Origin of the sequence: Pseudomonas sp. 2848 (assembly GCF_003253945.1) — a bacterium.
In the GTDB taxonomy this organism is placed as follows: domain Bacteria; phylum Pseudomonadota; class Gammaproteobacteria; order Pseudomonadales; family Pseudomonadaceae; genus Aquipseudomonas.
In genome coordinates, this window is sequence record NZ_QKZD01000003.1 from 178,262 (window position 1) to 202,615 (window position 24,354).

Genomic DNA, 24,354 nt, shown 5'->3' on the forward strand with positions numbered 1-24,354 from the left:
AATCCATTTTTATACTGTATGCATATACAGTAATATGCATCATATGCAGGAAATTTCCTACGTCAAGCCCCCTTTGTGCTGGCATCTGGCAGCTGTGGCGGGCGCAAGCCCCCGGCTCTCACGTATGATTGCCCTCCTAACCGCATTTCCCGGGACCACGTTGCATGCTCGCCCTTCTCATCCAGACACTGAACATCACGGCACCTGTATTCGCCATGCTGTTCATGGGCGTGCTGCTCAAGCGCATCCGCTTGATCGACGACAACTTCAACCGGGTCGCCTCCAAGCTGGTGTTCAACGTGTGCATGCCGGCGCTGCTGTTCCTCGGCATCTACCACGCCGACCTGGCGTCGGCGGTAAAACCAGGGGTGATGCTCTACTTCGTCGGCGTGACGCTGGCATGCTTCGGCCTGGCCTGGGGCCTGGCGATCTGGCGCTGCCCGCGGGCCGACCGCGGCGTCTACACGCAAGGCGCGTTTCGCGGCAACAACGGCGTGATCGGCCTGGCACTGGCGGCCAGCCTGTATGGCGACTACGGTATATCCCTCGGCGCGGTGCTGGCCGGGCTGGTGATCCTCATGTACAACTCGCTGTCGGCGGTGGTACTGGCGGTGTACAGCCCGGATCTGAAGTCCGACCCGTGGAGCATCTGCAAGAGCATCTTCAGCAACCCGTTGATCCTCAGCGTGCTGGTGGCAACACCCATGGCCTACGGCCAGGTGCCGCTGCCCAACTGGCTGCTGACCTCCGGCGACTACCTGGCCCAGATGACCCTGCCGCTGGCGCTGATCTGCATCGGCGGCACCCTGTCGCTGGCGGCCCTGCGCGACAGTGGCAGGCTGGCCGTCGATGTCAGCCTGGCGAAGATGGTCTGGCTGCCGCTGCTGGGCACCCTGGGTGCCTGGCTGTGCGGGTTCCGTGGCGCCGAGCTGGGCATCCTGTTCCTCTACATCGCCAGCCCCACTGCGGCGGCCAGCTATGTGATGGCGCGGGAGGCCAACGGCAACCATGAACTGGCGGCGTCGATCATCGTGATCACTACACTGATGGCCGCCGTCACCACGAACATCGGGATTTTCTTCTTGCAATGGGGTGGATGGATCTAGTGTGGTGTTTCACAAATAACGACCATAACTCGAGGCTTTTTATTGGTCGTATTTGCAAAACACCACACCAGCTCAGTTGCAAGCAAAACCAATAACACTGCCTCACCTAAAGGACACTTCATGCAAGACCAGAGCACGCCCGAGCGCTTGCAGCGCGGGCTGAAGAATCGTCATATCCAGCTGATCGCGCTGGGCGGGGCCATCGGCACCGGGCTGTTCCTGGGCATCGCCCAGACCATCCAGCTGGCCGGCCCGTCGGTGCTGCTGGGCTACGCCATCGCCGGCCTGATGGCCTTCCTGATCATGCGCCAGCTGGGCGAGATGGTGGTCGAGGAGCCGGTTGCCGGCAGCTTCAGCCACTTCGCGCACCAGTACTGGAGCGAGTTCGCCGGTTTCGTCTCGGGCTGGAACTACTGGGTGGTGTATGTGCTGGTCGGCATGGCCGAACTCACGGCCGTGGGGATCTATGTGCAGTACTGGTGGCCGGACTTCCCCACCTGGGCTACTGCGGCGATCTTCTTCGTGGTGATCAACGCCATCAACCTGACCCAGGTGAAGGTATATGGCGAAATGGAGTTCTGGTTCGCCCTGGTCAAGGTGGTGGCCATCGTCAGCATGATCGGTTTCGGCGCCTGGCTGCTGAGCAGCGGCCACGGCGGGCCGGATGCCAGCGTCGCCAACCTGTGGCAGTACGGCGGCTTCTTCCCCAATGGCGTCACCGGGCTGATCATGGCCCTGGCGGTGATCATGTTCTCCTTCGGTGGGCTGGAGCTGGTGGGCATCACCGCCGCCGAGGCGGCCAACCCGCGTGAGAGCATCCCGAAGGCGACCAACCAGGTGGTCTATCGCATCCTGATCTTCTACATCGGCGCGCTGGCCGTGCTGTTGTCGCTGTACCCCTGGCAGAAGGTGGTGCAAGGCGGCAGCCCGTTCGTGATGATCTTCCACGAACTGGACAGCGACCTGGTGGCGACCATCCTCAACATCGTGGTGCTGACTGCCGCGCTGTCGGTCTATAACAGCTGCGTGTACGCCAACAGCCGCATGCTGTTCGGCCTGGCCACGCAGGGCGACGCGCCGCGCCAGCTGCTCAAGGTCAGCCGCCGTGGCGTGCCGCTCACCGCGCTGGGTGTATCGGCGTTCGCCACCGGCCTGTGCGTGCTGATCAACTACCTGATGCCGGGCGAGGCCTTTGGCCTGCTGATGGCCCTGGCGGTGTCGGCGCTGGTGATCAACTGGGCGAGCATCAGCATCACCCACCTGAAGTTCCGCAAGGCCAAGCTGGCGGCCGGCATCACGCCGTTCTACAAGAGCCTGTGGCACCCGCTGAGCAACTACCTGTGCCTGGCGTTCATCGTGCTGATCCTGGTGGTGATGTACCTCACCCCGCCAATCCGTATCTCGGTGATGCTGATCCCGGCCTGGATCGCCGTGCTGTGGGTGGCGTTCCGGATGAAGAAGGCACGTCAGGCCTGATCTGCTCCATGTCGGTTTCAGGATCGCAGTGGCGATAACATCGCCACTGCGAACCACGAAACTCGCATTTCTTGCTCTTGCTCTTGCTCTTGCTCTTGCTCTTGCTCTTGCTCTTGCTCTTGCTCTTGCTCTTGCCCTTGCCCTTGCTTCTAAGCGCACGGTAGCCCAGGCGCTGCAAATTGCGACTTCAGGAGGCCGAGTGCAGGGCTTGCGTAGGGAGGCGACGGGCATGGATGCCCGTCGAGCGCCGATCAGGCCATGGATGGCCCGTCGGCGCGTACTCCCGGAGCAAGCCCGGAGCGAGGGAACCCCGGAGCGCAGCGCAGGGGCCGTATGAACGGAGCCGAACGGTTTTGCCTCCTTTTCCCAAGAGAACAGGAGGTCGCCGTAAAGGCGAAAAGGTGACTAAAAGTCGACATCTTCAAAGAATGTTGATGTAAAACTCAAAACAACCACTTAAACATCCCCACACGAGACCTTGCCCCACCCCCACCAACCCGCTATCGTCAAGCAATTCATCCGATGACTGGACGTAAGCCCCCCGTGACCCCGCTCATCAAACGCAGCCTGGTAGAACAAGCCGTAGACCAGCTCCGCGCGCGCATCGCTCAGGGCACCTGGTCAGTAGGCCAGCGCCTGCCCACCGAACCAGAGCTGGCCAGCGACCTGGGCATAAGCCGCAACACCGTGCGTGAGGCCATGCGCGTCCTGGCTTTCAGCGGCCTGGTGGAAATCCGCCAGGGCGACGGCAGCTACCTGCGCACCGCCGTGGACCCGCTGCAGGCCGTGCAGGTGATGTCGCGCTGCGCCGTCGAACACGCCCGCGAAACCCGCCATATTCTTGAAACACAAGCCATCGGCCTGGCCGCGTTGCGCCGCACCGACGCCGACCTGCAGGCGCTGCGCGAAGCCCTGCAACACAGCGCGCAGCACTACCACGGCGATGTGGATGCCTATGTCGAATGCGACCTGGTCTTCCACCAGCGCCTGGTGGATGCCGCCCACAACCCCGCCTTGAGCGAGCTGTACCGCTACTTTTCCGGCGTGGTCGGCGCGGCCCTGCAGCACAACATGACGACCGTCCCCCGTTGCCAGGCCGTGTTCGACCTGCACGGGCAGATCCTCGACGCCCTCGAACAACGCGATCCGGAGCGGGCCAAGCACCTGAGCCGGACCCTTATCGAATCCTGACCACGAGAAGGCCATGGCCGAACAACTGACCCGCAACACCGCGCCCCGCGAGGCGGACCTCGAAGAACTGCTGATCGACGCCGAGGTCGACGATGAGCAAGTCCAGCAACAGCCTGTGGTGCTGCGCCGGCCCTGGCTGTTGTTGCTGGGCCTGGTGCTGGTGGCGCTGAACCTGCGCCCGGCGCTGTCGAGCATGTCGCCCGTACTTGGGCAGGTGTCCGAAGGGCTGGGGCTCAGCGCATCGCAGGCGGGGCTGCTGACCACCTTGCCGGTGCTGTGCCTGGGGCTTTTCGCGCCGCTGGCACCGGTCCTGGCACGACGTTTCGGTAGCGAACGGGTCATCCTCGGTATCTTGCTGACCCTGGCGCTGGGCATCCTGGTGCGCAGTACCCTGGGCGCCACCGGCGTGTTCCTCGGCAGCCTGATGGCGGGTGCGAGCATCGGCATCATCGGCGTGCTGTTGCCCGGCATCGTCAAACGCGATTTCCCACAACATGCAGGCACCCTGACCGGCGTCTACACCATGGCGCTGTGCCTGGGCGCGGCAATGGCCGCGGGTGCCACGGTGCCCTTGACCCGCCACTTCGATGACAGCTGGGCGCTGGGGCTGGGCTTCTGGGTGCTGCCGGCGTTGCTGGCGATGCTGGTGTGGCTACCCCAATCCCACCAGGGGCATGGCGTGCACAAGGTGGCTTACCGGGTGCAAGGCCTGTGGCGTGATCCGCTGGCATGGCAGGTGACCCTGTACATGGGCCTGCAGTCGTCGCTGGCCTACATCGTGTTCGGCTGGTTGCCGTCGATCCTGATCGGCCGTGGGCTGAGCCCGACCGAGGCGGGGCTGGTGCTGTCCGGCTCGGTGATCGTGCAACTGGTCAGTTCGCTGAGCGCGCCATGGCTGGCGACGCGCGGCAAGGATCAGCGCCTGGCCATCGTGGTGGTGATGCTGGTGACCCTGGGCGGGCTGTTCGGCTGCCTGTACGCGCCGCTGGAAGGGCTGTGGGGCTGGGCGATCCTGTTGGGGCTGGGCCAGGGCGGCACCTTTGCCCTGGCGTTGACCTTGATCGTGCTGCGCTCCAAGGACGCCCATGTGGCGGCCAACCTGTCGAGCATGGCCCAGGGCGTGGGCTACACCCTGGCCTCGATGGGGCCGTTCGCGGTGGGGCTGGTGCATGACCTGACCGGGGGCTGGGGCGCGGTGGGCTGGATCTTCGCGGTACTGGGGATCGGTGCCATTGTGTTCGGCTTGGGTGCCGGGCGTGCGTTGCATGTGGGGGTGGTCAGCGAGCGGGTCTGAGGTCTGCTGGCATCTGGTTCGGGCTCCAGCACCATTCATGGCGCAAATGGCTGTGGCGCCAAAGCCGGGCCCGGACTATCTTGCGCTTCTCGAGCCCAAGCACGGATAACCGCCAATGAGCGATGCCAACAGCGCCCTGATCACCCGTTTCTACCAGGCCTTCCAGCGCCTGGACGCCGAGGCCATGGTGGCCTGCTACAGCGACGACATCGTTTTCAGCGATCCGGTCTTCGGCACCTTGCGCGGGCAGGATGCCGGGGACATGTGGCGCATGCTCACCCGCCGCGCCAAGGATTTCACCCTGACCTTCGACAACGTGCGCAGTGACGAACGCGGCGGCGGCGCGCATTGGGTGGCGACCTATCTGTTCAGCCAGACCGGGCGGGTGGTGGTCAACGATATCCAGGCGCGCTTCGTGATTCGTGACGGGCTGATCTGCCAGCACGACGATACCTTCGACCTGTGGCGCTGGTCGCGGCAGGCCCTGGGCGTGCCGGGCGTGCTGCTGGGCTGGTCGCCGATGTTGCAGAACAAGGTGCGCCAGCAGGCGTTCAAAGGCTTGCGCGCATTCCAGCAGGCGCGCTGAGGCGTTAAGCTGGCGGCCTTCTTCCGTTGCACCGAACCGAGCCGTGAGCGAAACAGCGCCTTCCCCCGACTGCAAACCCTGGTACGTCTATCTGGTGCGTGCCGCCAATGGCTCGCTGTACTGCGGTATCAGCGACGATCCGCAGCGGCGCTTCATCAAGCACCAGAAAGGGCAGGGCGCGCGGTATTTCAAGACCAGCCCGGCGCAGGCGCTGGTGTACGTGGAGCAGTGGCCGGACAAAGGCGAGGCGCTGCGCCAGGAGCGGTTGGTGAAGAAGCTGCGCAAGGCGGCGAAGGAGGCGTTGGTGGCCTCCTATATTGGTGTCGCCACGGCCCCATGACACGTTGCGGCGCCTTGGCCATGCATACCCTTGGCGCCGCATAGCCTCGCGATATTTCTAGTGCTTCATGCCGAGTTCGGCATCATCCATCAGCGCCTTGGCCAGGGCGCTCAGGTAATACGACGCCCAGAGCAGCTGGGGCTTTTCTTCCATGATCCCGGTGATGGTCAGGTCGCGTACGCAGCCCATCAGTTCCGAGGCCTGGTCGCGGGCGTGCTGGCAGGGGATGCCGGGCTCGATGCAGAACAGCGGGTCGGTCATGCCTTCGCCCTGGTAGAACTTGGTCTTGCCGGCGGTGGTGGGGGTGTTGTCTGTGGTCATGGTTGTTCTCCCTGAAATGGTCGGTGCCTGTGCGGGCGCCATCGCGGGGCAAGCCCGCTCCCACGCCAGGACTTCGCAGTACTTCGCTACGTGGGAGCGGGCTTGCCCCGCGATCTGGCTTAATGCAACGTCGGTGCCTGTGCCGGCATCTGTACCTGGATCAACGCCGCTTCGAGCAACACACGCAGCGACTCCATCTCATGCATCGACGCCATCATCAGCACGGCGGCCGGCGACCTGGGTTTGAGCTGCACGGCATGATGGGCCACGGTCAAGGCGCACAGGGCGTACTCGGTGGCCTGGATGAGGGTGTCTTCGAGGGAATGAGGGTTGTGGGGTGGATCGGGGACAATCTTAAGCATTGGCTTGGCTCTCTCAGAAGGGCCACCACCAACTGCTGTCAAACAAGTGGGTGGCAGCTATGCGTGGGTTGACAGACCGGTGAGAGAACCTGACCCGGCGCACACGAGGTGCCCCACGCACAACCGCCATAGAGCGAGCCATGCGGAAGGTTCTCAGCGGCCTGTCAAAGCCGGTCGCTGAATGTGCAGCGACCGTCCGAGACTAGAGGCCAACCCGGAGCACCGCAATGGCTTGAAAGGGGTTGGAAGTATGTTTGGGAAATGGACTACAGGGAATGGGGAAAGTCTTATAAACAGGCGATCTGTTCCAGGTCGCCGGAGGGCGCAATGCGCCCCCGACCTTCTCAGTCCTTGCGCCGTTTCAGCTGATCGATCAGCTGGGTCGGCAGGCCTTTGATGACCAGCGTCCCGGCTTCTTCGTCATACTCGACCTTCGAGCCGAGCAGGTGCGCCTCGAAGCTGATCGACAACCCCTCGGCACGCCCGGTGAAGCGGCGGAACTGGTTGAGGGTGCGCTTGTCGGCCGGGATCTCTGGCGACAACCCATAGTCGCTGTTGCGGATATGGTCGAAGAACGCCTCGGGGCGGTCTTCGTCGATCAGGCTGGAGAGCTCTTCCAGCGTTACCGGCTCGCCCAGCTTGGTCTGGGTGGTGGCGTAGTCGACCAGGGTCTGGGTCTTCTCGCGGGCGGATTCTTCCGGCAGGTCCTCTTTCTCGACAAAGTCGCTGAAGGCCTTGAGCAGGGTGCGGGTCTCACCCGGGCCATCCACGCCTTCCTGGCAACCGATGAAATCGCGGAAGTAATCCGAGACTTTCTTGCCGTTCTTGCCCTTGATGAACGAGATGTACTGCTTGGAGTTCTGGTTGTTCTTCCACTCGGACAGGTTGACCCGCGCCGCCAGGTGCAACTGCCCCAGGTCCAGGTGGCGCGAGGGGGTCACGTCGAGCTCGGCGTTGACCGCCACGCCTTCACTGTGGTGCAGCAGGGCGATGGCCAGGTATTCGGTCATGCCTTGCTGGTAGTGGGCGAACAGCACGTGGCCACCGGTGGACAGGTTGGACTCTTCCATCAGCTTCTGCAGGTGCTCGACGGCCACGCGGCTGAAGGTGGCGAAGTCTTTCTCCCCGTCCTGGTATTGCTTGAGCCAGCCGCTGAACGGATAGGCCCCGGACTCGCCGTGGAAGAAGCCCCAGGCTTTGCCTTGCTTGGCGTTGTAGCTGTCGTTGAGGTCGGCCAGCAGGTTCTCGATGGCGTCGGAGGCCGCCAGTTCGCTGTCGCGAGCATGGAGCACGGCGGGGCTGCCATCGGGCTTCTTGTCGATCAGGTGAACGATGCAATGACGGATTGGCATGGAATTCTCGGTGATAGGAGCGGTGAAAAGCCGCGCTGCAAAAGGCGTTCAGTTTAACCCAGGGCGAGGGTGGTGCAGTGGCCAGATGTTGGCGTATATGTCGGTTGTTCGTTTTTTGTTCAAATATTTGCGATTTTTCTGAAAACCCCCGAAAAACCTGAACAAAAACGCGGTCGGCAGCGGATATTTATCGATTCCTGTGGTAGCTTTGCGCGGTCTTGCGCCCCTTGGGTGGCGCATTGCTGGCAGATCGCTTGCGCGGTGTCGAACCAAACGCCGATTTGCGTATCTACATACGCGATCGACGCGGCCTCTGGATTGTCCCGGGCTGGCCCGACCACCGACCAAGCACGCTGCACAACCACTGAATTTGATAGGGAAGGAACACCACCATGGCACTGACCAAAGACCAACTGATTGCCGATATCGCTGAAGCCATCGACGCGCCGAAAACCACCGCGCGTAACGCCCTGGAGCAACTGGGCCAGATCGTCGCCGACCAACTGGAAAACGGCGCCGAAATCACCCTGCCAGGCATCGGCAAACTGAAAGTCACCGAGCGTCCTGCCCGTACCGGCCGCAACCCTTCGACTGGCGCTGCCATCGAAATCGCTGCCAAGAAAGTCGTCAAGTTCGTTCCAGCCAAAGTGCTGACCGACTCGATCAACAAGTAATTGTTGATTTGACGAAACCGCGCCCGGCGTGCCCGGGCGCGGTTTTTTCATGCCCGTGATTTACGCAGGGCGTGCCATTGCTGGCGTGTGCCATCGTCCTGGAAGCTCCAGGCGACCATGCGGCTCTGCTTCTGCCCCTGGCCCATCTCGATGATGCGCAGGGCCTTCACCCCGGCCTTTTTCAAGGCTGCCTCGATACCCGGCAGGTTGCTGGCCTTGGACACCAGGCTGGTGAACCACAGCACCTGGGCCGCGTACTGCGCGCTTTCGGCGACCAACTGGGAGACGAAGCGGATCTCGCCACCTTCGCACCACAGCTCATTGTTCTGCCCGCCGAAATTCAGCACCGGCAGCTTGCGCTTGGGGTCCTGCTTGCCGAGGTTCTTCCATTTGCGCTGGCTGCCGCGCGTGGCTTCCTCGCGCGAGGCGTGGAAGGGCGGGTTGCACAGGGTCAGGTCGAAGCGCTCGTCGGCCTGCAGCAGGCCGCTGAGGATGTGCTTGCGATCCGCTTGCAGGCGCAGGCCGATGGCCTTGTCGAGCTTGTTGGCCTGGACGATGGCCTTGGCCGAGGCCAGTGCCACGCTGTCGATGTCGGAGCCGGTGAAGCGCCAGCGGTAGTCGCTGTGCCCGAGCAGGGGGTAGATGCAGTTGGCGCCGACGCCGATATCCAGGGCGTGCACCTGGGCGCCGCGGGGGATTTCGCCGCCGTTGTCTTCGCCCAGCAGGTCGGCCAGCACATGGATGTAGTCGGCGCGGCCGGGAATCGGCGGGCACAGGTAGTCGGCGGGGATGTCCCAGTGCTGGATGCCGTACTGGGCCTTGAGCAGGGCGCGGTTGAATACCCGCACTGCTTCAGGGTTGGCGAAGTCGATGCTGGGTTTGCCGTAGGGGTTGGTGATGGTGAAGCGGGCCAGGTCCGGATGCGCCTTGATCAGGGCGGGGAAGTCGTAGCGGCCCTGGTGGCGGTTGCGCGGGTGCAGGGTGGGTTTCTGGGTCATGGTGGGGTCCTGAAAAAGCATCGCCGGCAAGCCGGCTCCCACAGGATAGTGCAGTACCTGTGGGAGCCGGCTTGCCGGCGATGGGCTGCGAAGCAGCCCCCTATGGCTTCACGTTTGAATTACAGCGCAGCAATCCGCGCATGCTGTTCGGTGAAGTTGGCCAGGGCCTGCTCCGATTCGGCCAGCTTGGCGCGTTCCTTCTCGATCACCGCAGGCGGGGCCTTGTCGACGAAGGCGGCGTTGGACAGCTTGCCGCCGACGCGCTGGACTTCACCCTGCAGGCGCTGGATCTCCTTGCTCAGGCGCGCAAGCTCGGCGTCCTTGTCGATCAGGCCGGCCATCGGCACCAGCACTTGCAGGTCACCCACCAGGGCGGTGGCCGACAGCGGTGCTTCGTCCTGCTCGCCGAGCACGGTGAACGACTCGACCTTGGCCAGCTTCTTCAGCAGCGCTTCGTTTTCCTGCAGACGACGCTGGTCGTCGGCGTTGGCGTTTTTCAGGAACAGCGGCAGCGGCTTGCCCGGGCCGATGTTCATCTCGGCGCGGATGTTGCGCAGGCCGACCATCAGCTCCTTGAGCCACTCGATGTCGCCTTCGGCGGCGGCGTCGATGCGGCTCTCGTTCGCTTCAGGCCATGGCTGCAGCATGATGGTCTTGCCGTGGATGCCGGCCAGCGGCGCGATGCGCTGCCAGATCTCTTCGGTGATGAAGGGCATGAACGGGTGGGCCAGGCGCAGCGCCACTTCCAGCACGCGCACCAGGGTGCGGCGGGTGCCACGGGCGCGCTCGACCGGGGCGTTCTCGTCCCACAATACCGGCTTGGACAGCTCCAGGTACCAGTCGCAGTACTGGTTCCAGATGAACTCGTACAGCGCCTGGCTGGCCAGGTCGAAGCGGAACTGCTCGAGCTGGCGGGTCACCTCGGCTTCGGTACGCTGCAGCTGCGAGATGATCCAGCGGTCAGCCAGCGACAGCTCGTAGGCCTCGCCGTTCTGGCCGCAGTCCTCGCCCTTGTCCAGCACGTAGCGGGCGGCGTTCCAGATCTTGTTGCAGAAGTTGCGGTAGCCTTCGACGCGGCCCATGTCGAACTTGATGTCACGGCCGGTGGAGGCCAGCGAGCAGAAGGTGAAGCGCAGGGCGTCGGTGCCGTAGCTGGCGATGCCTTCGGGGAACTCGGCCTTGGTCTGCTTGGCGATCTTCTCGGCGAGCTTGGGCTGCATCATGCCGCTGGTGCGTTTTTCCAGCAGGGCGTCGAGGGTGATGCCGTCGACGATGTCCAGCGGGTCGAGGACGTTGCCCTTGGACTTGGACATCTTCTGCCCCTGGCCATCACGCACCAGGCCGTGCACGTAGACGGTCTTGAACGGTACCTGCGGGGTGCCGTCCTCGTTCTTGATCAGGTGCATGGTCAGCATGATCATCCGGGCGACCCAGAAGAAGATGATGTCAAAGCCTGTGACCAGCACGTCGGTGGAGTGGAACTTCTTCAGGAACTCGGTCTGTTCCGGCCAGCCCAGGGTGGAGAAGGTCCACAGGCCCGAGCTGAACCAGGTGTCGAGCACGTCGTCGTCCTGGCGCAGCTTCACATCGCTGCCCAGGTTGTGCTTGGCGCGCACTTCGGCCTCGTCGCGGCCAACATAGACCTGGCCGGCCTCGTCGTACCAGGCCGGGATGCGGTGGCCCCACCACAGCTGGCGGCTGATGCACCAGTCCTGGATGTCGCGCATCCAGGAGAAGTACATGTTCTCGTACTGCTTGGGCACGAACTGGATGCGGCCGTCTTCGACGGCGGCGATGGCAGGCTCGGCCAGCGGCTTGGTGGAGACGTACCACTGGTCGGTCAGCCATGGCTCGATGACGGTGCCGGAGCGGTCGCCTTTCGGCACCTTCAGGGCGTGGTCGTCGATGCTGACCAGCAGGCCTTGGGCGTCCAGGTCGGCAACCATCTGCTTGCGCGCGACGAAGCGGTCGAGGCCGGCGTACTGGGCTGGCAGCGAGGTGTCGAGCTGCTCGTTGACGCTGCCGTCGAGGTTGAACGCCTGCACCGCGGCCAGCACGGTGGCGTTCTTGTCGAAGATGTTCAGCAGCGGCAGGTTGTGGCGCTTGCCGACTTCGTAGTCGTTGAAGTCGTGGGCCGGGGTGATCTTCACGCAGCCGGTGCCGAATTCGGGGTCGCAGTAGTCATCGGCGACGATCGGGATCAGGCGGCCGACCAGCGGCAGTTTGACGAACTTGCCGATCAGGGCCTGGTAGCGCTCGTCGGTCGGATTGACGGCAACGGCGACGTCGCCGAGCAGGGTTTCCGGACGGGTGGTGGCAACCACCAGGTGGTCCTTGCCGTCGGCGGTCTTGGCGCCGTCGGCCAGCGGATAGCGCAGGTTCCACAGGTGGCCCTTCTCGTCGTGGTTTTCCACTTCGAGGTCGGAGATCGCCGTGTGCAGCTTGGTGTCCCAGTTGACCAGGCGCTTGCCGCGGTAGATCAGGCCGTCTTCGTGCAGGCGCACGAAGGCTTCCTTGACCGCTTCGGACAGGCCGTCGTCCATGGTGAAGCGCTCGCGGCTCCAGTCCACCGACGAGCCCAGGCGGCGGATCTGGCGGCTGATGTTGCCGCCCGACTGGTCCTTCCACTCCCAGACTTTCTCCAGGAATTGCTCACGACCCAGGTCATGGCGGTTCTGGCCCTTGGCCTCGAGCTGGCGCTCGACCAGCATCTGGGTGGCGATACCGGCGTGGTCGGTGCCCGGCTGCCACAGGGTGTCGCGCCCTTGCATGCGGCGGAAACGGATCAGGGCGTCCATGATCGCGTTGTTGAAACCGTGGCCCATGTGCAGGCTGCCGGTCACGTTCGGCGGCGGGATCATGATGGTGTAGGACTCGCCTGCACCTTGTGGGGCGAAATAGTTCTCGGACTCCCAGGTGTTGTACCAGGAAGTTTCGATGGCGTGCGGCTGGTAGGTCTTATCCATGCGCGGCGGGACCCTTAGGCATTAATTCGGGAAAGCCGGGAAGTATAACCAAGCTGCGCGTTTCAAGACAGGTGTAGCGGGCAAGCCCGCTGGTGGGAGCGGGCTTGCCCCGCGATGCGGACGAAGGGTTACTCGGAACGCTTGAGCAACCGCTCCAGCCGCGCGTCGAGGCGGCGCTTGATCTCGGTCTCGATGTGCGGGGTGAAGTCGTTGATCACGTCTTGCATGATCGACTGCGCCGCGGCGCGCAGTTCGGCGTCCAGGTGCAGCAAGGTGTCCTGGCGGCGGGTCTGGGCATCCTCTTCAGGTGCCGGAGTCGGTGCCGGCGCTGCGGCGGCGACGGGCGCTGTGGCGCTCGGCTCGTCGAGCAGCAGGGGGATCTGCTCCACGGTTTCGGTCAGCAGGGGCGGTTGCAGGTCGGCGTCGCCCAGCAGCTCGCGGATCGACTCCAGGTCGTCGAGCAGGTGGGCGGAATGGGTGAGGGAGTTCAGCTGCTTGTCCATCGTCGTCAGAGTCGCTGTAAGCGGTGGTCTTGCAGAGCATAGCCCTGTTCGCGGTAGAAACGGAACCGTTCACGAGCGGCCAGGCGGATGGCCGGCTCCTCGACGACGATTTCGGCAACCCGTTCGAACTGGCCGACGAAGGCCGGGACGTCGCCGCCCAGGTTGATCAGCAGGTCACGGTGTTGGCCAGCATCGGCGCCGACACCCAGCGCGACAACGGCGTCAGGGTGCTGTTCGGCATGGTCGTGGGGCAAGAAGGCCTCGCCCTTGAACTGCCACAGGCGCAGGTCGAGTTCGCTGCGCTGCGCCTCGTCCTGGCAGTGCAGATAGACCCGGTGGCCGAGGCGCCAGGCCTTTTCGCACAGCTTGCAGGCGAAATCCAGGCGCACCGACAGCGAGTCGCTGGGCAGGATGTAGAAATCGACTTTGCTCATGGTTTCAGTGCCGGCCGGTGGCGCGGGGGCGCCACCGGCCATGCGCCATCAGGCGCCGGCGCGGTCCAGCAGGTACTGGGTGAGCAGCGGTACCGGGCGGCCCGAGGCGCCCTTGTCCTTGCCGCCGCTGATCCAGGCGGTGCCGGCGATGTCCAGGTGCGCCCAGTGGTAGGCCTTGGCGAAGCGCGACAGGAAGCAGCCGGCGGTGATGGTGCCGGCCTTCGGGCCACCGATGTTGGCGATGTCGGCGAACGGGCTGTCCAGCTGCTCCTGGTACTCATCGAACAGCGGCAGTTGCCAGGCGCGATCGTCGGCGCGCTTGCCGGCGTCGAGCAGTTGGCCGACCAGCGCGTCGTCATTGCCCATCAGGCCGGAGGTGTGGCTGCCCAGGGCGACGATGCAGGCGCCGGTCAGGGTGGCGATGTCGATCACCGCCTGCGGCTTGAAGCGTTCGGCGTAGGTGAGGGTGTCGCACAGCACCAGGCGGCCTTCGGCGTCGGTATTGAGGATCTCGACGGTCTGCCCGCTCATGGTGGTGACGATGTCGCCCGGGCGGGTGGCGCCGCCGCTCGGCATGTTCTCGGCGCAGGCCAGCAGGCACACCAGGTTGATCGGCAACTGCAGCTCGAGTACGGCGCGCAGGGTGCCGAACACGCTGGCGGCGCCGCACATGTCGTACTTCATCTCGTCCATGCCGGCACCGGGCTTGAGGCTGATGCCGCCGGTGTCGAAGGTGATGCCCTTGCCGACCAGCACGAACGGTTTTTCGCTCTTCTTGCCGCCCTGGTAGTTGAGCACGATCAGCCGCGGTGGCTGGTCGCTGCCCTGGCCCACGGCGTAGAACGCGCCCATGCCCAGGTCCTTGATCTTCTTCTCGTCCAGCACCTCGACCTTGAGGCCCTTGTGCGCCTTGCCCAGGTCCTTGGCCTGTTCGGCGAGGAAGCTCGGGTGGCAGACATTCGGCGGCAGGTTGCCCAGGTCGCGGGTGAAGGCCATGCCGGTGGCGATGGCGCTGGCATGCTTGACGGCGCGCTCGGCCTCGGGCTGGCCGGCCTTGGCGGTGAGCAGGGTGACTTTCTTCAGGGCGCGCGGTTCGGCCTTTTGGCTCTTGTAACGGTCGAACACGTAGTTGCCGTCGAGCAGGGTCTCGGCCAGCAGGCGGTATTTGCCGTAGTGGCCATCGCGGCCGGTAACGGCGATGTCGTCCAGGGCCAGCACGGCGTCGCCGCCACCCAGGCCTTTGAGCACGCCGGCGACGCTGGCCACCAGCTTGCGCCAGGCGCGGTCGCCGAGGGCTTCGTCCTTGCCGCTGCCGACCAGCAGCACGCGCTCGGCCTTCAGGCCCGGCAGGCTGTGCAGGAGCAGGGTCTGGCCCGGCTTGCCGGCCAGGTCGCCGCGCTTGAGCAGCGCGCTGATGGCGCCTTCGGTGGCCTGGTCGACGGCCTTGGCGGTGGCGCCGAGCTTGCGGCCTTCACCGACGGGTACGACCAACGTCGCGGTCTTGACGGATACAGCGGCTACGCTTTTTACAACCAATTCCATGTCTGGGGTCCCCGAATGATCTGTCTGTCAGTGGGCGCTGTCTTTCGCAGGCGCTCGGAATTCGCGGCTGACGGGCGCTGCCTGCCAGCGGAAAAGCTGCCAGTTTGAGCCCGCCGCGACCACGATGACAACCCCGATATGCGCCATGCTGCGCGGCCAAGTGACAGGCGCCGTCAATCACAGGATAATGCGCGCACTTTTACATGGAGGTTCGCCTTGGCGAACCGGCATTGGTCTTGGCTGTCCGAATCGTTCGTCTGGCTTTGAGCCCCTGACAACCCAGGAGTGTCTGGTTTGATCGTCTTTCGTTATCTGTCCCGCGAGGTCCTTGTGACCTTGAGCGCCGTCAGCGCTGTGCTGCTGGTGATCATCATGAGCGGGCGCTTCATCAAGTACCTGGCCCAGGCGGCCCAAGGCATGCTCGACCCGGGCGTGCTGTTCATGATCATGGGGTTCCGCCTGCCGGGCTTCCTGCAACTGATCCTGCCGCTGGGGCTGTTCCTCGGTATTCTGCTTGCCTATGGCCGGTTGTATCTCGAAAGCGAGATGACCGTGCTCTCGGCCACTGGCATGAGCCAGCAGCGCCTGCTGGCCGTGACCATGGTGCCGGCGGCACTGGTCGCCTTGCTGGTGGCCTGGCTGAGCTTGAGCCTGGCCCCCCTGGGGGTTGCCCAGGTGCAGAAGATCATCGCCCAGCAAGACACCCTGACCGAGTTCGACACCCTGGTGCCGGGCCGTTTCCAGACCCTGCGCGATGGCTCCCGGGTGACCTACACCGAGCAGCTGTCCGATGACCGTATCAACCTGGCGGGCGTGTTCATCTCCGAGAAGCGCTTCAACCAGGACAAGACCAAGGACCGCGCGCCTTCGGTCCTGGTCGCCGAGAAGGGCCACCAGGAAGTGCAGGCCGACGGCAACCGCTACCTGGTGCTGCAGAACGGTTACCGCTACGACGGCAATCCCGGCCAGGCCGACTACCGTGCGATCAAGTACGACACCTATGGCGTGCTGCTGCCAAAGCCGGAGGTCGCCGAGGAGGTGACCGAGCGCGAGGCCATCCCGACCTCCGACCTGTTCGGGCATCAGGGGCTGCGTGAGCGTGCCGAGCTGCAATGGCGCCTGTCGTTGCCGCTGCTGGTGTTCGTGGTCACCTTGCTGGCGGTGCCGCTGTCCCGCGTCAACCCGCGCCAGGGCCGCTTCCTCAAGCTGCTGCCGGCGATTCTCCTGTACATGGCCTATCTGACAATGCTGATTTCCGTGCGTGGCGCCCTGGAGAAGGGCAAGTTGCCTCTCTCGCTGGGTATCTGGTGGGTCCATGGCCTGTTCCTGCTCATCGGCCTGGCGCTGATGTACTGGGAGCCGCTGCGTCTCAAGCGCGCCGCTCGCCGTGCGGAGGTGGCCCGTGGTTAAACTGGATCGCTACATCGGCCAGAGCGTGCTGCTGGCCATTCTCGCCGTGCTGGGCATCATCCTCGGCCTGGCCTCGTTGTTCGCCTTCATCGATGAGATGGGCGACCTGAGCGACACCTACACGGTCATGGACGCCAGCAGCTTCGTGCTGCTCACCGCGCCGCGCCGGCTCTACGACATGCTGCCGATGGCGGCGCTGATCGGCTGCCTGATCGGCCTGGGCAGCCTGGCCAGCAGCAGCGAGCTGACCATCATGCGCGCCGCCGGCGTGTCCATCGGTCGCATCGTCTGGGCGGTGATGAAGCCGATGCTGGTGCTGATGCTGGTCGGCTTGCTGATCGGCGAATACGTGGCCCCGGTGACCGAGAACAAGGCCCAGGCTGACCGTTCGCTGGCCCAGGGCGGAGGCGAGGCGCAAAGCTCCAAGCGCGGCATGTGGCACCGCCAGGGCGAGGAATTCGTGCACATCAACTCGGTGCAGCCCAATGGCCTGCTGCTGGGTGTGACCCGCTACCGGTTCGACAGCGAGCGCAAGATCCAGACCTCCAGCTTCGCCCGCCGGGCGCAGTACGTCGATGGCAAATGGATGCTCAACGACGTGGCCACCACCTACTTCCGCGGTGACCATACCGAAGTGGTCAAGAGCCCCGAAGAGGTGTGGGACGTGTCGGTGACCCCTGAGCTGCTCAACACCGTGGTGCTGGCACCGGAGTCGCTGTCGATCACCGGGCTGTGGGACTACATCCACTACCTGTCCGATCAGGGGCTGAACAACGCGCGCTACTGGCTGGCGTTCTGGACCAAGGTCCTGCAGCCGGTGGTCACTGCGGCACTGGTACTGATGGCGATTTCGTTCATCTTCGGTCCGCTGCGTTCGGTCACCCTGGGCCAGCGCGTGTTCACCGGTGTGCTGGTGGGCTTCGTGTTCCGCATTGCCGGGGAGCTGTTGGGCCCATCGAGCCAGGTGTTTGGCTTCCCGCCGTTGCTGGCGGTGGTGATCCCGGCCGGCATCTGTGCGCTGGCGGGCTTGTGGTTGATGCGCCGGGCGGGTTGATGGCCTGAGCTGCACAAAGAAGCCGACCCTTGGGTCGGCTTTTTTGCGGGAGCTTTTCGCAAGCCTGATGCCCGCGCAGCTCACTTCTTGCGCTTGGGCAGGCGTACCAGCTGGGTCTCGGAATAGATGTCGTGCCAGCTGCGTTTACGTTTGTCGAACAACGACCAGATGAAACCCAGCCCCAGGCACAGCCACGACGCGATCGACACCACGAAGCGCAACAACGCCTGCCAGAGGCTGATGGCGCTGCCATCGGCGTTCTGCACGCGCATGCCCCACACCTGCATGCCGAGGGTCTGGCCGCCGTGGGTCCAGAACTTGGCGAAGAAGCCGAACAGGGCGAACAGCAGGATCGTCGACAGCAGCGGGTCGCCGTCCAGGGCACCGGCCTCGGTCAGCTCGCGCATGCGCGCCTCGCCGATGATCGCCATCTGGATCATCTTGTAGGCGCCGGCAGTCACGATCAGCAGGGCGGTGCACAGCAGGAAGTCGTAGAACATCGCGGCCAGGCGACGGCCCAGGCCGACCGGCGGGAAATCACCCTGGGGGGCGAGCAGAGGCTTGGACATGAAGAATGGCTCCAGAAAGCGAAGCCACTATTCTACGAGCAAAAAAAAACCCCTGCACAGAGCAGGGGCTTTTATTCGAAATCGAGACGACTTATTCGGTGACCTGAACCTTGTCAGCCTGCATGCCTTTTTGGCCCTGAACTGCTTCGAAGGTGACCTTCTGGCCTTCTTTCAGGCTCTTGAAGCCATTACCTTCGATAGCGCGGAAGTGCACGAACAGATCAGCACCGCTTTCTGGGGTGATGAAGCCGTAACCTTTTTCGTCATTGAACCACTTGACGGTACCGTTCTGACGCTCAGCCATTGTCTTATTTCCTATGAAGCTTAGATATTGATGACAGTTTCTTTCACACTTTTTGTAAGTGAAAGACTACTGGGCTGGGTTGCAGGAAAGTAAGAGACGTCGAACGGGTTGTAGCAGATTGCGGCTACTGGCCCAGGTCACGAACTGTTGCGACCCATGCAAACACAGTGAAGTGACTCTACGCCAACTGCCGAGCGAAAAACAAGCCCTCGCGACGAGCGAAAATCAGGCTTTTCCCGATCACCGAACGATTTGTCGGAAACGCCGTGGCGCCTGGCCTGGCGCAATGTTCAGAAGTTATTGGGCAGGTTCGAAAACGAATATGTCGAGCCTGCCCAAACCACTCATTCAGCCACGGTAGTAACGTTGTGTCACGAAAGGCATTTTGCTGACTTTCATGGCAACTTGCTTGCCGCGCACCATTGCAAACAGCGCGGTGTCCAGCGTGGCGTGTTCGTTATCGACATAACCCATTGTGACCGGCGCGCCGAGCGTCGGGCCGAAGCCGCCGCTGCACACCTCACCGACCACTTTGCCTGCCGCGTCGACGATCTGCGCGCCTTCACGCACCGGGGTGCGCTCCTGGGGCAGCAGGCCGACACGCTTGCGTGCCACGCCTGCCTGTTGCTGGGCAAACACGGTCTCGGCGCCCGGGAAACCACCGGCACGCACGCCGTCGGCCCGACGCACCTTGGAAATGGCCCACAGCAGGCTGGCCTCGATCGGCGTGGTGGTGGTGTCCATGTCGTGACCGTACAGGCACAGGCCGGCTTCCAGGCGCAGTGAGTCGCGTGCGCCAAGGCCGATTGGCTGTACCTCTGGCTCGGCCAGCAGACTGCGCGCCAGCGCTTCGGCCTTGTCGGCCGGCACAGAGATCTCGAATCCGTCCTCACCGGTGTAGCCCGAGCGGCTGATATAGCAGTCGGCGCCGAGCAGTTGAACAGGTTGGAACTGCATGAACGTCATCTTCGCCACCTCAGGTGCCAGGCGCTCCAGCACCTTGACCGCCGCCGGGCCTTGCAGGGCGAGCAGGGCGCGCTCCTCGAACAGCGGTTGAATCTCGCAACGGCCAGCGATGTGCTGGCGCAGGTGGGCCAGGTCTTGGTCCTTGCAGGCGGCGTTCACCACCAGGAACAGGGTGTCGTTGCCGAGGTTGGCGACCATCAGGTCGTCAAGGATGCCGCCCTCGGTATTGGTGAACATGGCATAGCGCTGCATGCCTACCGGCAGGTCGATGATGTCCACCGGCACCAGGGTTTCCAGGGCCTTGGCGGCGTCGTTGCCGCGCAGGATGATCTGGCCCATGTGCGAAACGTCGAACAGGCCGGCCTGCTCGCGGGTGTGCAGGTGCTCCTTGAGCACGCCCAAGGGGTATTGCACGGGCATGTCGTAGCCGGCGAACGGCACCATGCGCGCGCCCAGTTCCAGGTGCAGGGCGTGCAGCGGGGTCTTGTGCAGTGTTTCGGACATCGGTGACTCCTTGGTTTTTATTCGGGTCAACATTCGATGATGTTGACGGCCAGACCGCCGCGGGCGGTCTCTTTGTATTTGCTTTTCATGTCGGCGCCGGTCTGGCGCATGGTGCGGATGACCTTGTCGAGGGAAACGTAGTGCTGCCCGTCGCCGCGCAGGGCCATGCGCACCGCGTTGATCGCCTTCACCGAGCCCATGGCGTTGCGCTCGATGCAGGGCACCTGGACCAGCCCGCCAATGGGGTCGCAGGTCAGGCCCAGGTTGTGTTCCATGCCGATCTCGGCGGCGTTCTCCACTTGCTGCGGGGTACCGCCCATCACTTCGCACAAGGCGCCTGCGGCCATGGAGCAGGCCACGCCGACCTCGCCCTGGCAGCCCACCTCGGCCCCGGAGATCGACGCGTTTTCTTTGTAGAGAATGCCGATCGCCGCGGCAGTGAGCAGGAAGCGCACCACCCCGTCTTCGCTGGCGCCGGGCACGAAGCGCATGTAGTAGTGCAGCACCGCCGGCACGATGCCGGCCGCGCCATTGGTCGGCGCCGTGACCACACGTCCGCCATAGGCGTTTTCCTCATTCACCGCCAGGGCATAGAGGTTGACCCAGTCGAGCACCGACAGCGCATCACGCAGGCTGGCTTCCGGATGCCGGCTGAGCTGGCGGTACAGCGCCGGAGCCCGGCGCTTGACCTTCAGCCCGCCAGGCAGGATGCCTTCGTGCCGACAACCCGCCTCGACGCAGTCCTGCATCACCTGCCAGATGCGCAGCAGGCCGGCACGGGTCTCGGCTTCCGGACGCCAGGCGGCCTCGTTGGCCAGCATCACCTGGCTGAACGGCAGGTGCTGCGCGGTGCAGTGGCCGAGCAATTCCTTGCCGGTCTTGAAAGGGTAGGGCAGTACGGTGCTGTCCTCGACGATGCGGTCATGGCCCGCCGCATCCTCGTCGACCACGAAGCCACCGCCCACCGAGTAGTACTCGCGGCTGCGGATCTGCAGGCCGGCGGCATCGAAGGCGCGGAAGATCATGCCGTTGGGGTGGTAGGCCAGCGGTTTGCGGATCATCGCCAGGTGCTGCTTTTCGACGAAGGCGATGTCGTGTTCACCGAGCAGGCTGAGCCGACCGCTTTCACGAATGGCTTGCAGGCGTGCGGGGATGGCTTCGGTATCGACGGTGTCCGGATGCTCGCCTTCCAGGCCAAGCAGCACGGCCTTGTCGCTGCCGTGGCCCTTGCCGGTGGCACCGAGCGAGCCATACAGCTCGGCCTTGACCGTGGCCGTGCTGGCCAGCAGGCCATCACGGCGCAAGCCTTCGGCGAAGCGCGCGGCGGCACGCATCGGGCCGACCGTGTGCGAGCTGGAGGGGCCGATGCCGATCTTGAACAGGTCGAAGACGCTCAAAGACATGCTGCTTCCTCCTGATGATGGCCAGTAAGCCCATTGGGGCTGCTACGCAGCCCATCGCCGGCAAGCCGGCTCCCACAGATTAGCGCTGAACCTGTGGGAGCCGGCTTGCCGGCGATGGGGCGCGCAGCGGCCCCACCCGATCAGACGTCCTGATAGCTCTCGATCGACGGGCAGGCGCAGACCAGGTTGCGGTCGCCGAACACGTTGTCGACCCGGCCAACCGGCGGCCAGTACTTGCCTTCCACCAGGCTCGGCAGTGGGTACACCGCCTGCTCGCGGCTGTAGCCGTGGGCCCATTCGCCGGCCAGTTCCGCCGCGGTGTGCGGGGCGTTCTTCAGCGGGTTGTCGTCCTTGTCCAGGCTGCCGTTCTCGACCGCGCGAATCTCTTCGCGGATCTGGATCATGGCGTTGCAGAAGCGATCCAGTTCCTCTTTCGACTCGCTTTCGGTCGGTTCGATCATCAGCGTGCCGGCCACCGGGAAGGACATGGTCGGGGCGTGGAAGCCGAAGTCGATCAGGCGCTTGGCGACGTCGTCGACACTGATGCCGCTGGTGTCCTTGAGCGGACGCAGGTCGAGGATGCACTCGTGCGCCACCAGGCCGTTGCCGCCGGTGTACAGCACAGGATAGTGCTCTTCCAGGCGACGGGCGATGTAGTTGGCGTTGAGAATCGCCATCTGCGAGGCGCGCTTGAGGCCCGCGCCACCCATCATGCGAATGTACATCCAGGTGATCGGCAGGATGCTGGCGCTGCCGAACGGTGCGGCGCATACCGCGCCCTGGGTGTTTTCCAGCTGGGCATGGCCCGGCAGGAACGGCGCCAGGTGCGCCTTGACGCCGATCGGGCCGACGCCTGGGCCGCCACCGCCGTGGGGGATGCAGAAGGTCTTGTGCAGGTTCAGGTGCGAGACGTCGCCGCCGAACTTGCCTGGGGCGCACAGGCCGACCATGGCGTTCATGTTGGCGCCGTCGATGTACACCTGGCCGCCGTTGTCGTGGATGATCGCGCAGATCTCGCCGATGGCTTCCTCGAACACGCCGTGGGTCGACGGGTAGGTGATCATGATCGCTGCCAGGCGTTCGCGGTGTTCGATGGCCTTGGCGCGCAGGTCGTCGATATCGACGTTGCCGCGCGCGTCGCAGGCGGTCACCACCACGCGCATGCCGGCCATGTGCGCGGTGGCCGGGTTGGTGCCGTGGGCCGAGGACGGGATCAGGCAGATGTCGCGGTGGCTGTCGCCACGGCTGCGGTGGTAGGCGCGGATCGCCAGGAGGCCTGCGTACTCGCCTTGGGAACCGGCGTTGGGCTGCAGCGACACGGCGTCATAGCCGGTGGCGGCGCAGAGCATGGCTTCCAGCTCGCTGGTCATCTGCAGGTAGCCCTGGCTTTGCGCGGCCGGGGCGAACGGGTGCAGGTTGCCGAACTCGGCCCAGGTCACCGGGATCATCTCGCTGGCGGCGTTGAGCTTCATGGTGCACGAGCCCAGCGGGATCATGCTGCGATCCAGGGCCAGGTCCTTGTCGGCCAGGCGGCGCAGGTAGCGCATCAGCTCGGTTTCGCTGTGGTAGCGGTTGAACACCGGGTGCTCGAGGATCGCCGACTGGCGCAGCAGGCCGGCCGGCAGGCGCACGGCGACCGTGTTGGCCAGGGCGGTGAAGTCAGGGCTGGCCTGGCCGTTGGCAAACAGCTGCCACAGGGCCTCGACATCGGCCTGGGTGCTGGTTTCGTCCAGCGACAGGCCCAGCTGGGCGGCGTCGACCTGGCGCAGGTTGATGCCCTGGGCGCGGGCCTTGTCGTGCAGCGCGCCGGTGCTGTCACCGGTAGCCAGGGTGAGGGTGTCGAAGAAATCACCGGTGACGACCTTGATGCCCAGCTTGGTCAGGCCGGTAGCGAGGATCGCGGTCAGCGCATGGGTGCGCTCGGCAATGCGCTTGAGGCCGGCAGGGCCGTGGTACACGGCGTACATGCTGGCGATGTTGGCCAGCAGCACCTGGGCGGTGCAGATGTTGCTGGTGGCCTTCTCGCGGCGGATGTGCTGCTCGCGGGTCTGCATGGCCAGGCGTAGGGCCGGCTTGCCGAAGCGGTCGATCGATACCCCGACCAGACGGCCCGGCATGTCGCGCTTGAAGGCGTCGCGGGTGGCGAAGTAGGCCGCGTGCGGGCCACCGAAGCCCAGCGGCACGCCGAAGCGCTGGGCGCTGCCGATGGCCACGTCGGCGTCGAACTCGCCCGGCGGGGTGAGCAGGGTCAGGGCCAGCAGGTCGGCGGCCACGGCCACCAGGGCGCCTGCGCCGTGCAAGCGCTGCACCACCTCGCGATAGTCGAACACGTCACCGTTGCTGGCCGGGTACTGCAGCAGGGCGCCAAAGAAGGCGCTGACATCGCCCAGTTCGCGCTCGTCGCCCACCACCACCTCGATGCCCAGGGGTTCTGCGCGGGTGCGCAGCACGTCGAGGGTCTGCGGGTGGCAGTGCACGGAGGCGAAGAAGGCATGGCTGGCCTTGTTCTTCGACAGGCGCTTGCAGAAGGTCATGGCTTCTGCGGCGGCGGTGGCTTCGTCGAGCAGGGAGGCGTTGGCGATCGGCAGGCCGGTGAGGTCGCTGATCAGGGTCTGGAAGTTCAGCAGCGCTTCCAGGCGGCCTTGGGAAATCTCCGGCTGGTACGGGGTGTAGGCGGTGTACCAGGCCGGGTTCTCCAGCAGGTTGCGCAGGATCGGTGCCGGGGTGTGGGTGTTGTAGTATCCCTGGCCGATGTAGCTCTTGAACAGCTGGTTCTTGCCGGCGATGGCTTTCAATGCGGCGAGGGCATCGGCCTCGCTCTGCCCGTCGTGGCTGCCGAGCACGCTGGTGCCCTTGATGCTGTCGGGGATGACCGCGGCGGTCATGGCTTCCAGCGAGTCGAAGCCCAGGGTCGTGAGCATGGCCTGCTCGTCAGCGGCGCGTGGGCCGATGTGGCGGGCGATGAATTCGTTGGCGGTGCCGAGGTTGATGGTCATGGT

Annotated in this window: 22 protein-coding genes; 9 read left to right on the plus strand and 13 right to left on the minus strand. The window is 64.5% G+C overall.

Annotated features, from left to right (window positions below; translation table 11 throughout):
• The first annotated feature begins 164 nt into the window (after window positions 1–164).
• From DFS21_RS07985 to DFS21_RS08015, 6 genes are all read left to right on the plus strand, one after another.
• Complete coding sequence (locus tag DFS21_RS07985) at window positions 165–1,106, plus strand: AEC family transporter (RefSeq protein ID WP_110699896.1); 942 nt, start codon at window positions 165–167, stop codon at window positions 1,104–1,106.
• 120 nt (window positions 1,107–1,226) lie between these two features.
• Window positions 1,227–2,582 (plus strand): amino acid permease, encoded by a 1,356-nt coding sequence (locus tag DFS21_RS07990; protein ID WP_046854285.1) that lies wholly within the window; start codon window positions 1,227–1,229, stop codon window positions 2,580–2,582.
• A gap of 522 nt (window positions 2,583–3,104) precedes the next feature.
• The gene (locus DFS21_RS08000) at window positions 3,105–3,773 is read left to right on the plus strand and encodes a FadR/GntR family transcriptional regulator (protein WP_111532104.1); all 669 of its coding nucleotides are present in this window, start codon (window positions 3,105–3,107) and stop codon (window positions 3,771–3,773) included.
• A 13-nt stretch (window positions 3,774–3,786) separates the two neighbouring features.
• Window positions 3,787–5,067 (plus strand): MFS transporter, encoded by a 1,281-nt coding sequence (locus tag DFS21_RS08005; RefSeq protein WP_111532105.1) that lies wholly within the window; start codon window positions 3,787–3,789, stop codon window positions 5,065–5,067.
• 115 nt (window positions 5,068–5,182) lie between these two features.
• Window positions 5,183–5,653 carry a nuclear transport factor 2 family protein gene (locus DFS21_RS08010; RefSeq protein WP_111532106.1) on the plus strand — a complete coding sequence of 157 codons (471 nt, stop codon included), beginning with the start codon at window positions 5,183–5,185 and terminating at the stop codon, window positions 5,651–5,653.
• 43 nt (window positions 5,654–5,696) lie between these two features.
• A complete protein-coding gene (locus tag DFS21_RS08015; RefSeq protein ID WP_102685471.1) occupies window positions 5,697–5,993 on the plus strand; it encodes a GIY-YIG nuclease family protein in 297 nt (98 codons plus the stop codon).
• 57 nt (window positions 5,994–6,050) lie between these two features.
• Here the strand turns inward: DFS21_RS08015 and DFS21_RS08020 are convergent, their stop codons facing one another.
• The 3 genes from DFS21_RS08020 to yejK form a co-directional block, all read right to left on the minus strand.
• Window positions 6,051–6,314 (minus strand): DUF3077 domain-containing protein, encoded by a 264-nt coding sequence (locus tag DFS21_RS08020; protein WP_102685470.1) that lies wholly within the window; start codon window positions 6,312–6,314, stop codon window positions 6,051–6,053.
• A gap of 119 nt (window positions 6,315–6,433) precedes the next feature.
• The gene (locus tag DFS21_RS08025) at window positions 6,434–6,676 is read right to left on the minus strand and encodes a hypothetical protein (RefSeq protein WP_046854291.1); all 243 of its coding nucleotides are present in this window, start codon (window positions 6,674–6,676) and stop codon (window positions 6,434–6,436) included.
• A 344-nt stretch (window positions 6,677–7,020) separates the two neighbouring features.
• Window positions 7,021–8,028 carry a nucleoid-associated protein YejK gene (yejK, locus tag DFS21_RS08030; RefSeq protein WP_110699888.1) on the minus strand — a complete coding sequence of 336 codons (1,008 nt, stop codon included), beginning with the start codon at window positions 8,026–8,028 and terminating at the stop codon, window positions 7,021–7,023.
• Window positions 8,029–8,420: 392 nt separating this feature from the next.
• Between yejK and DFS21_RS08035 the strand changes: the two genes are divergently transcribed.
• Window positions 8,421–8,702, plus strand: a complete 282-nt coding sequence (locus DFS21_RS08035; RefSeq protein ID WP_004882926.1) for an HU family DNA-binding protein — start codon at window positions 8,421–8,423, stop codon at window positions 8,700–8,702.
• Between the two features lie 47 nt (window positions 8,703–8,749).
• Here DFS21_RS08035 and rlmF read toward each other — a convergent pair whose 3' ends face one another.
• From rlmF to DFS21_RS08060, 5 genes are all read right to left on the minus strand, one after another.
• A complete protein-coding gene (gene rlmF / locus DFS21_RS08040) occupies window positions 8,750–9,700 on the minus strand; it encodes a 23S rRNA (adenine(1618)-N(6))-methyltransferase RlmF (protein ID WP_111532107.1) in 951 nt (316 codons plus the stop codon).
• 119 nt (window positions 9,701–9,819) lie between these two features.
• The gene (locus DFS21_RS08045; RefSeq protein WP_110699884.1) at window positions 9,820–12,666 is read right to left on the minus strand and encodes a valine--tRNA ligase; all 2,847 of its coding nucleotides are present in this window, start codon (window positions 12,664–12,666) and stop codon (window positions 9,820–9,822) included.
• Between the two features lie 128 nt (window positions 12,667–12,794).
• A complete protein-coding gene (locus DFS21_RS08050; protein WP_102682969.1) occupies window positions 12,795–13,169 on the minus strand; it encodes a DNA polymerase III subunit chi in 375 nt (124 codons plus the stop codon).
• Between the two features lie 5 nt (window positions 13,170–13,174).
• Window positions 13,175–13,603, minus strand: coding sequence for a DNA polymerase III subunit chi (locus tag DFS21_RS08055; protein WP_102682976.1), 429 nt, complete (start codon window positions 13,601–13,603; stop codon window positions 13,175–13,177).
• A gap of 48 nt (window positions 13,604–13,651) precedes the next feature.
• Window positions 13,652–15,145 carry a leucyl aminopeptidase gene (locus tag DFS21_RS08060; protein ID WP_110699880.1) on the minus strand — a complete coding sequence of 498 codons (1,494 nt, stop codon included), beginning with the start codon at window positions 15,143–15,145 and terminating at the stop codon, window positions 13,652–13,654.
• A 294-nt stretch (window positions 15,146–15,439) separates the two neighbouring features.
• Between DFS21_RS08060 and lptF the strand changes: the two genes are divergently transcribed.
• Both lptF and lptG read left to right on the plus strand, forming a co-directional pair.
• Window positions 15,440–16,555: an LPS export ABC transporter permease LptF gene (gene lptF, locus DFS21_RS08070; protein WP_102682966.1), complete on the plus strand. Its 1,116-nt coding sequence runs from the start codon at window positions 15,440–15,442 to the stop codon at window positions 16,553–16,555.
• Window positions 16,548–17,609, plus strand: a complete 1,062-nt coding sequence (lptG, locus tag DFS21_RS08075) for an LPS export ABC transporter permease LptG (protein WP_023632477.1) — start codon at window positions 16,548–16,550, stop codon at window positions 17,607–17,609. Before lptF ends, lptG begins: the two co-directional genes overlap by 8 nt.
• 80 nt (window positions 17,610–17,689) lie before the next feature.
• Here the strand turns inward: lptG and DFS21_RS08080 are convergent, their stop codons facing one another.
• The 5 genes from DFS21_RS08080 to gcvP form a co-directional block, all read right to left on the minus strand.
• Window positions 17,690–18,178, minus strand: coding sequence for an RDD family protein (locus DFS21_RS08080; protein ID WP_023632476.1), 489 nt, complete (start codon window positions 18,176–18,178; stop codon window positions 17,690–17,692).
• Window positions 18,179–18,269: 91 nt separating this feature from the next.
• Entirely contained in the window at window positions 18,270–18,482 is a 213-nt protein-coding gene (locus tag DFS21_RS08085; RefSeq protein WP_110699876.1) for a cold-shock protein, read from the minus strand.
• A 348-nt stretch (window positions 18,483–18,830) separates the two neighbouring features.
• Window positions 18,831–19,952, minus strand: a complete 1,122-nt coding sequence (gene gcvT / locus DFS21_RS08090; RefSeq protein ID WP_111532108.1) for a glycine cleavage system aminomethyltransferase GcvT — start codon at window positions 19,950–19,952, stop codon at window positions 18,831–18,833.
• A 26-nt stretch (window positions 19,953–19,978) separates the two neighbouring features.
• Complete coding sequence (locus tag DFS21_RS08095; RefSeq protein ID WP_110699872.1) at window positions 19,979–21,355, minus strand: L-serine ammonia-lyase; 1,377 nt, start codon at window positions 21,353–21,355, stop codon at window positions 19,979–19,981.
• A 140-nt stretch (window positions 21,356–21,495) separates the two neighbouring features.
• A complete protein-coding gene (gene gcvP / locus DFS21_RS08100) occupies window positions 21,496–24,351 on the minus strand; it encodes an aminomethyl-transferring glycine dehydrogenase (RefSeq protein ID WP_110699870.1) in 2,856 nt (951 codons plus the stop codon).
• Between the last annotated feature and the right edge of the window lie 3 nt (window positions 24,352–24,354).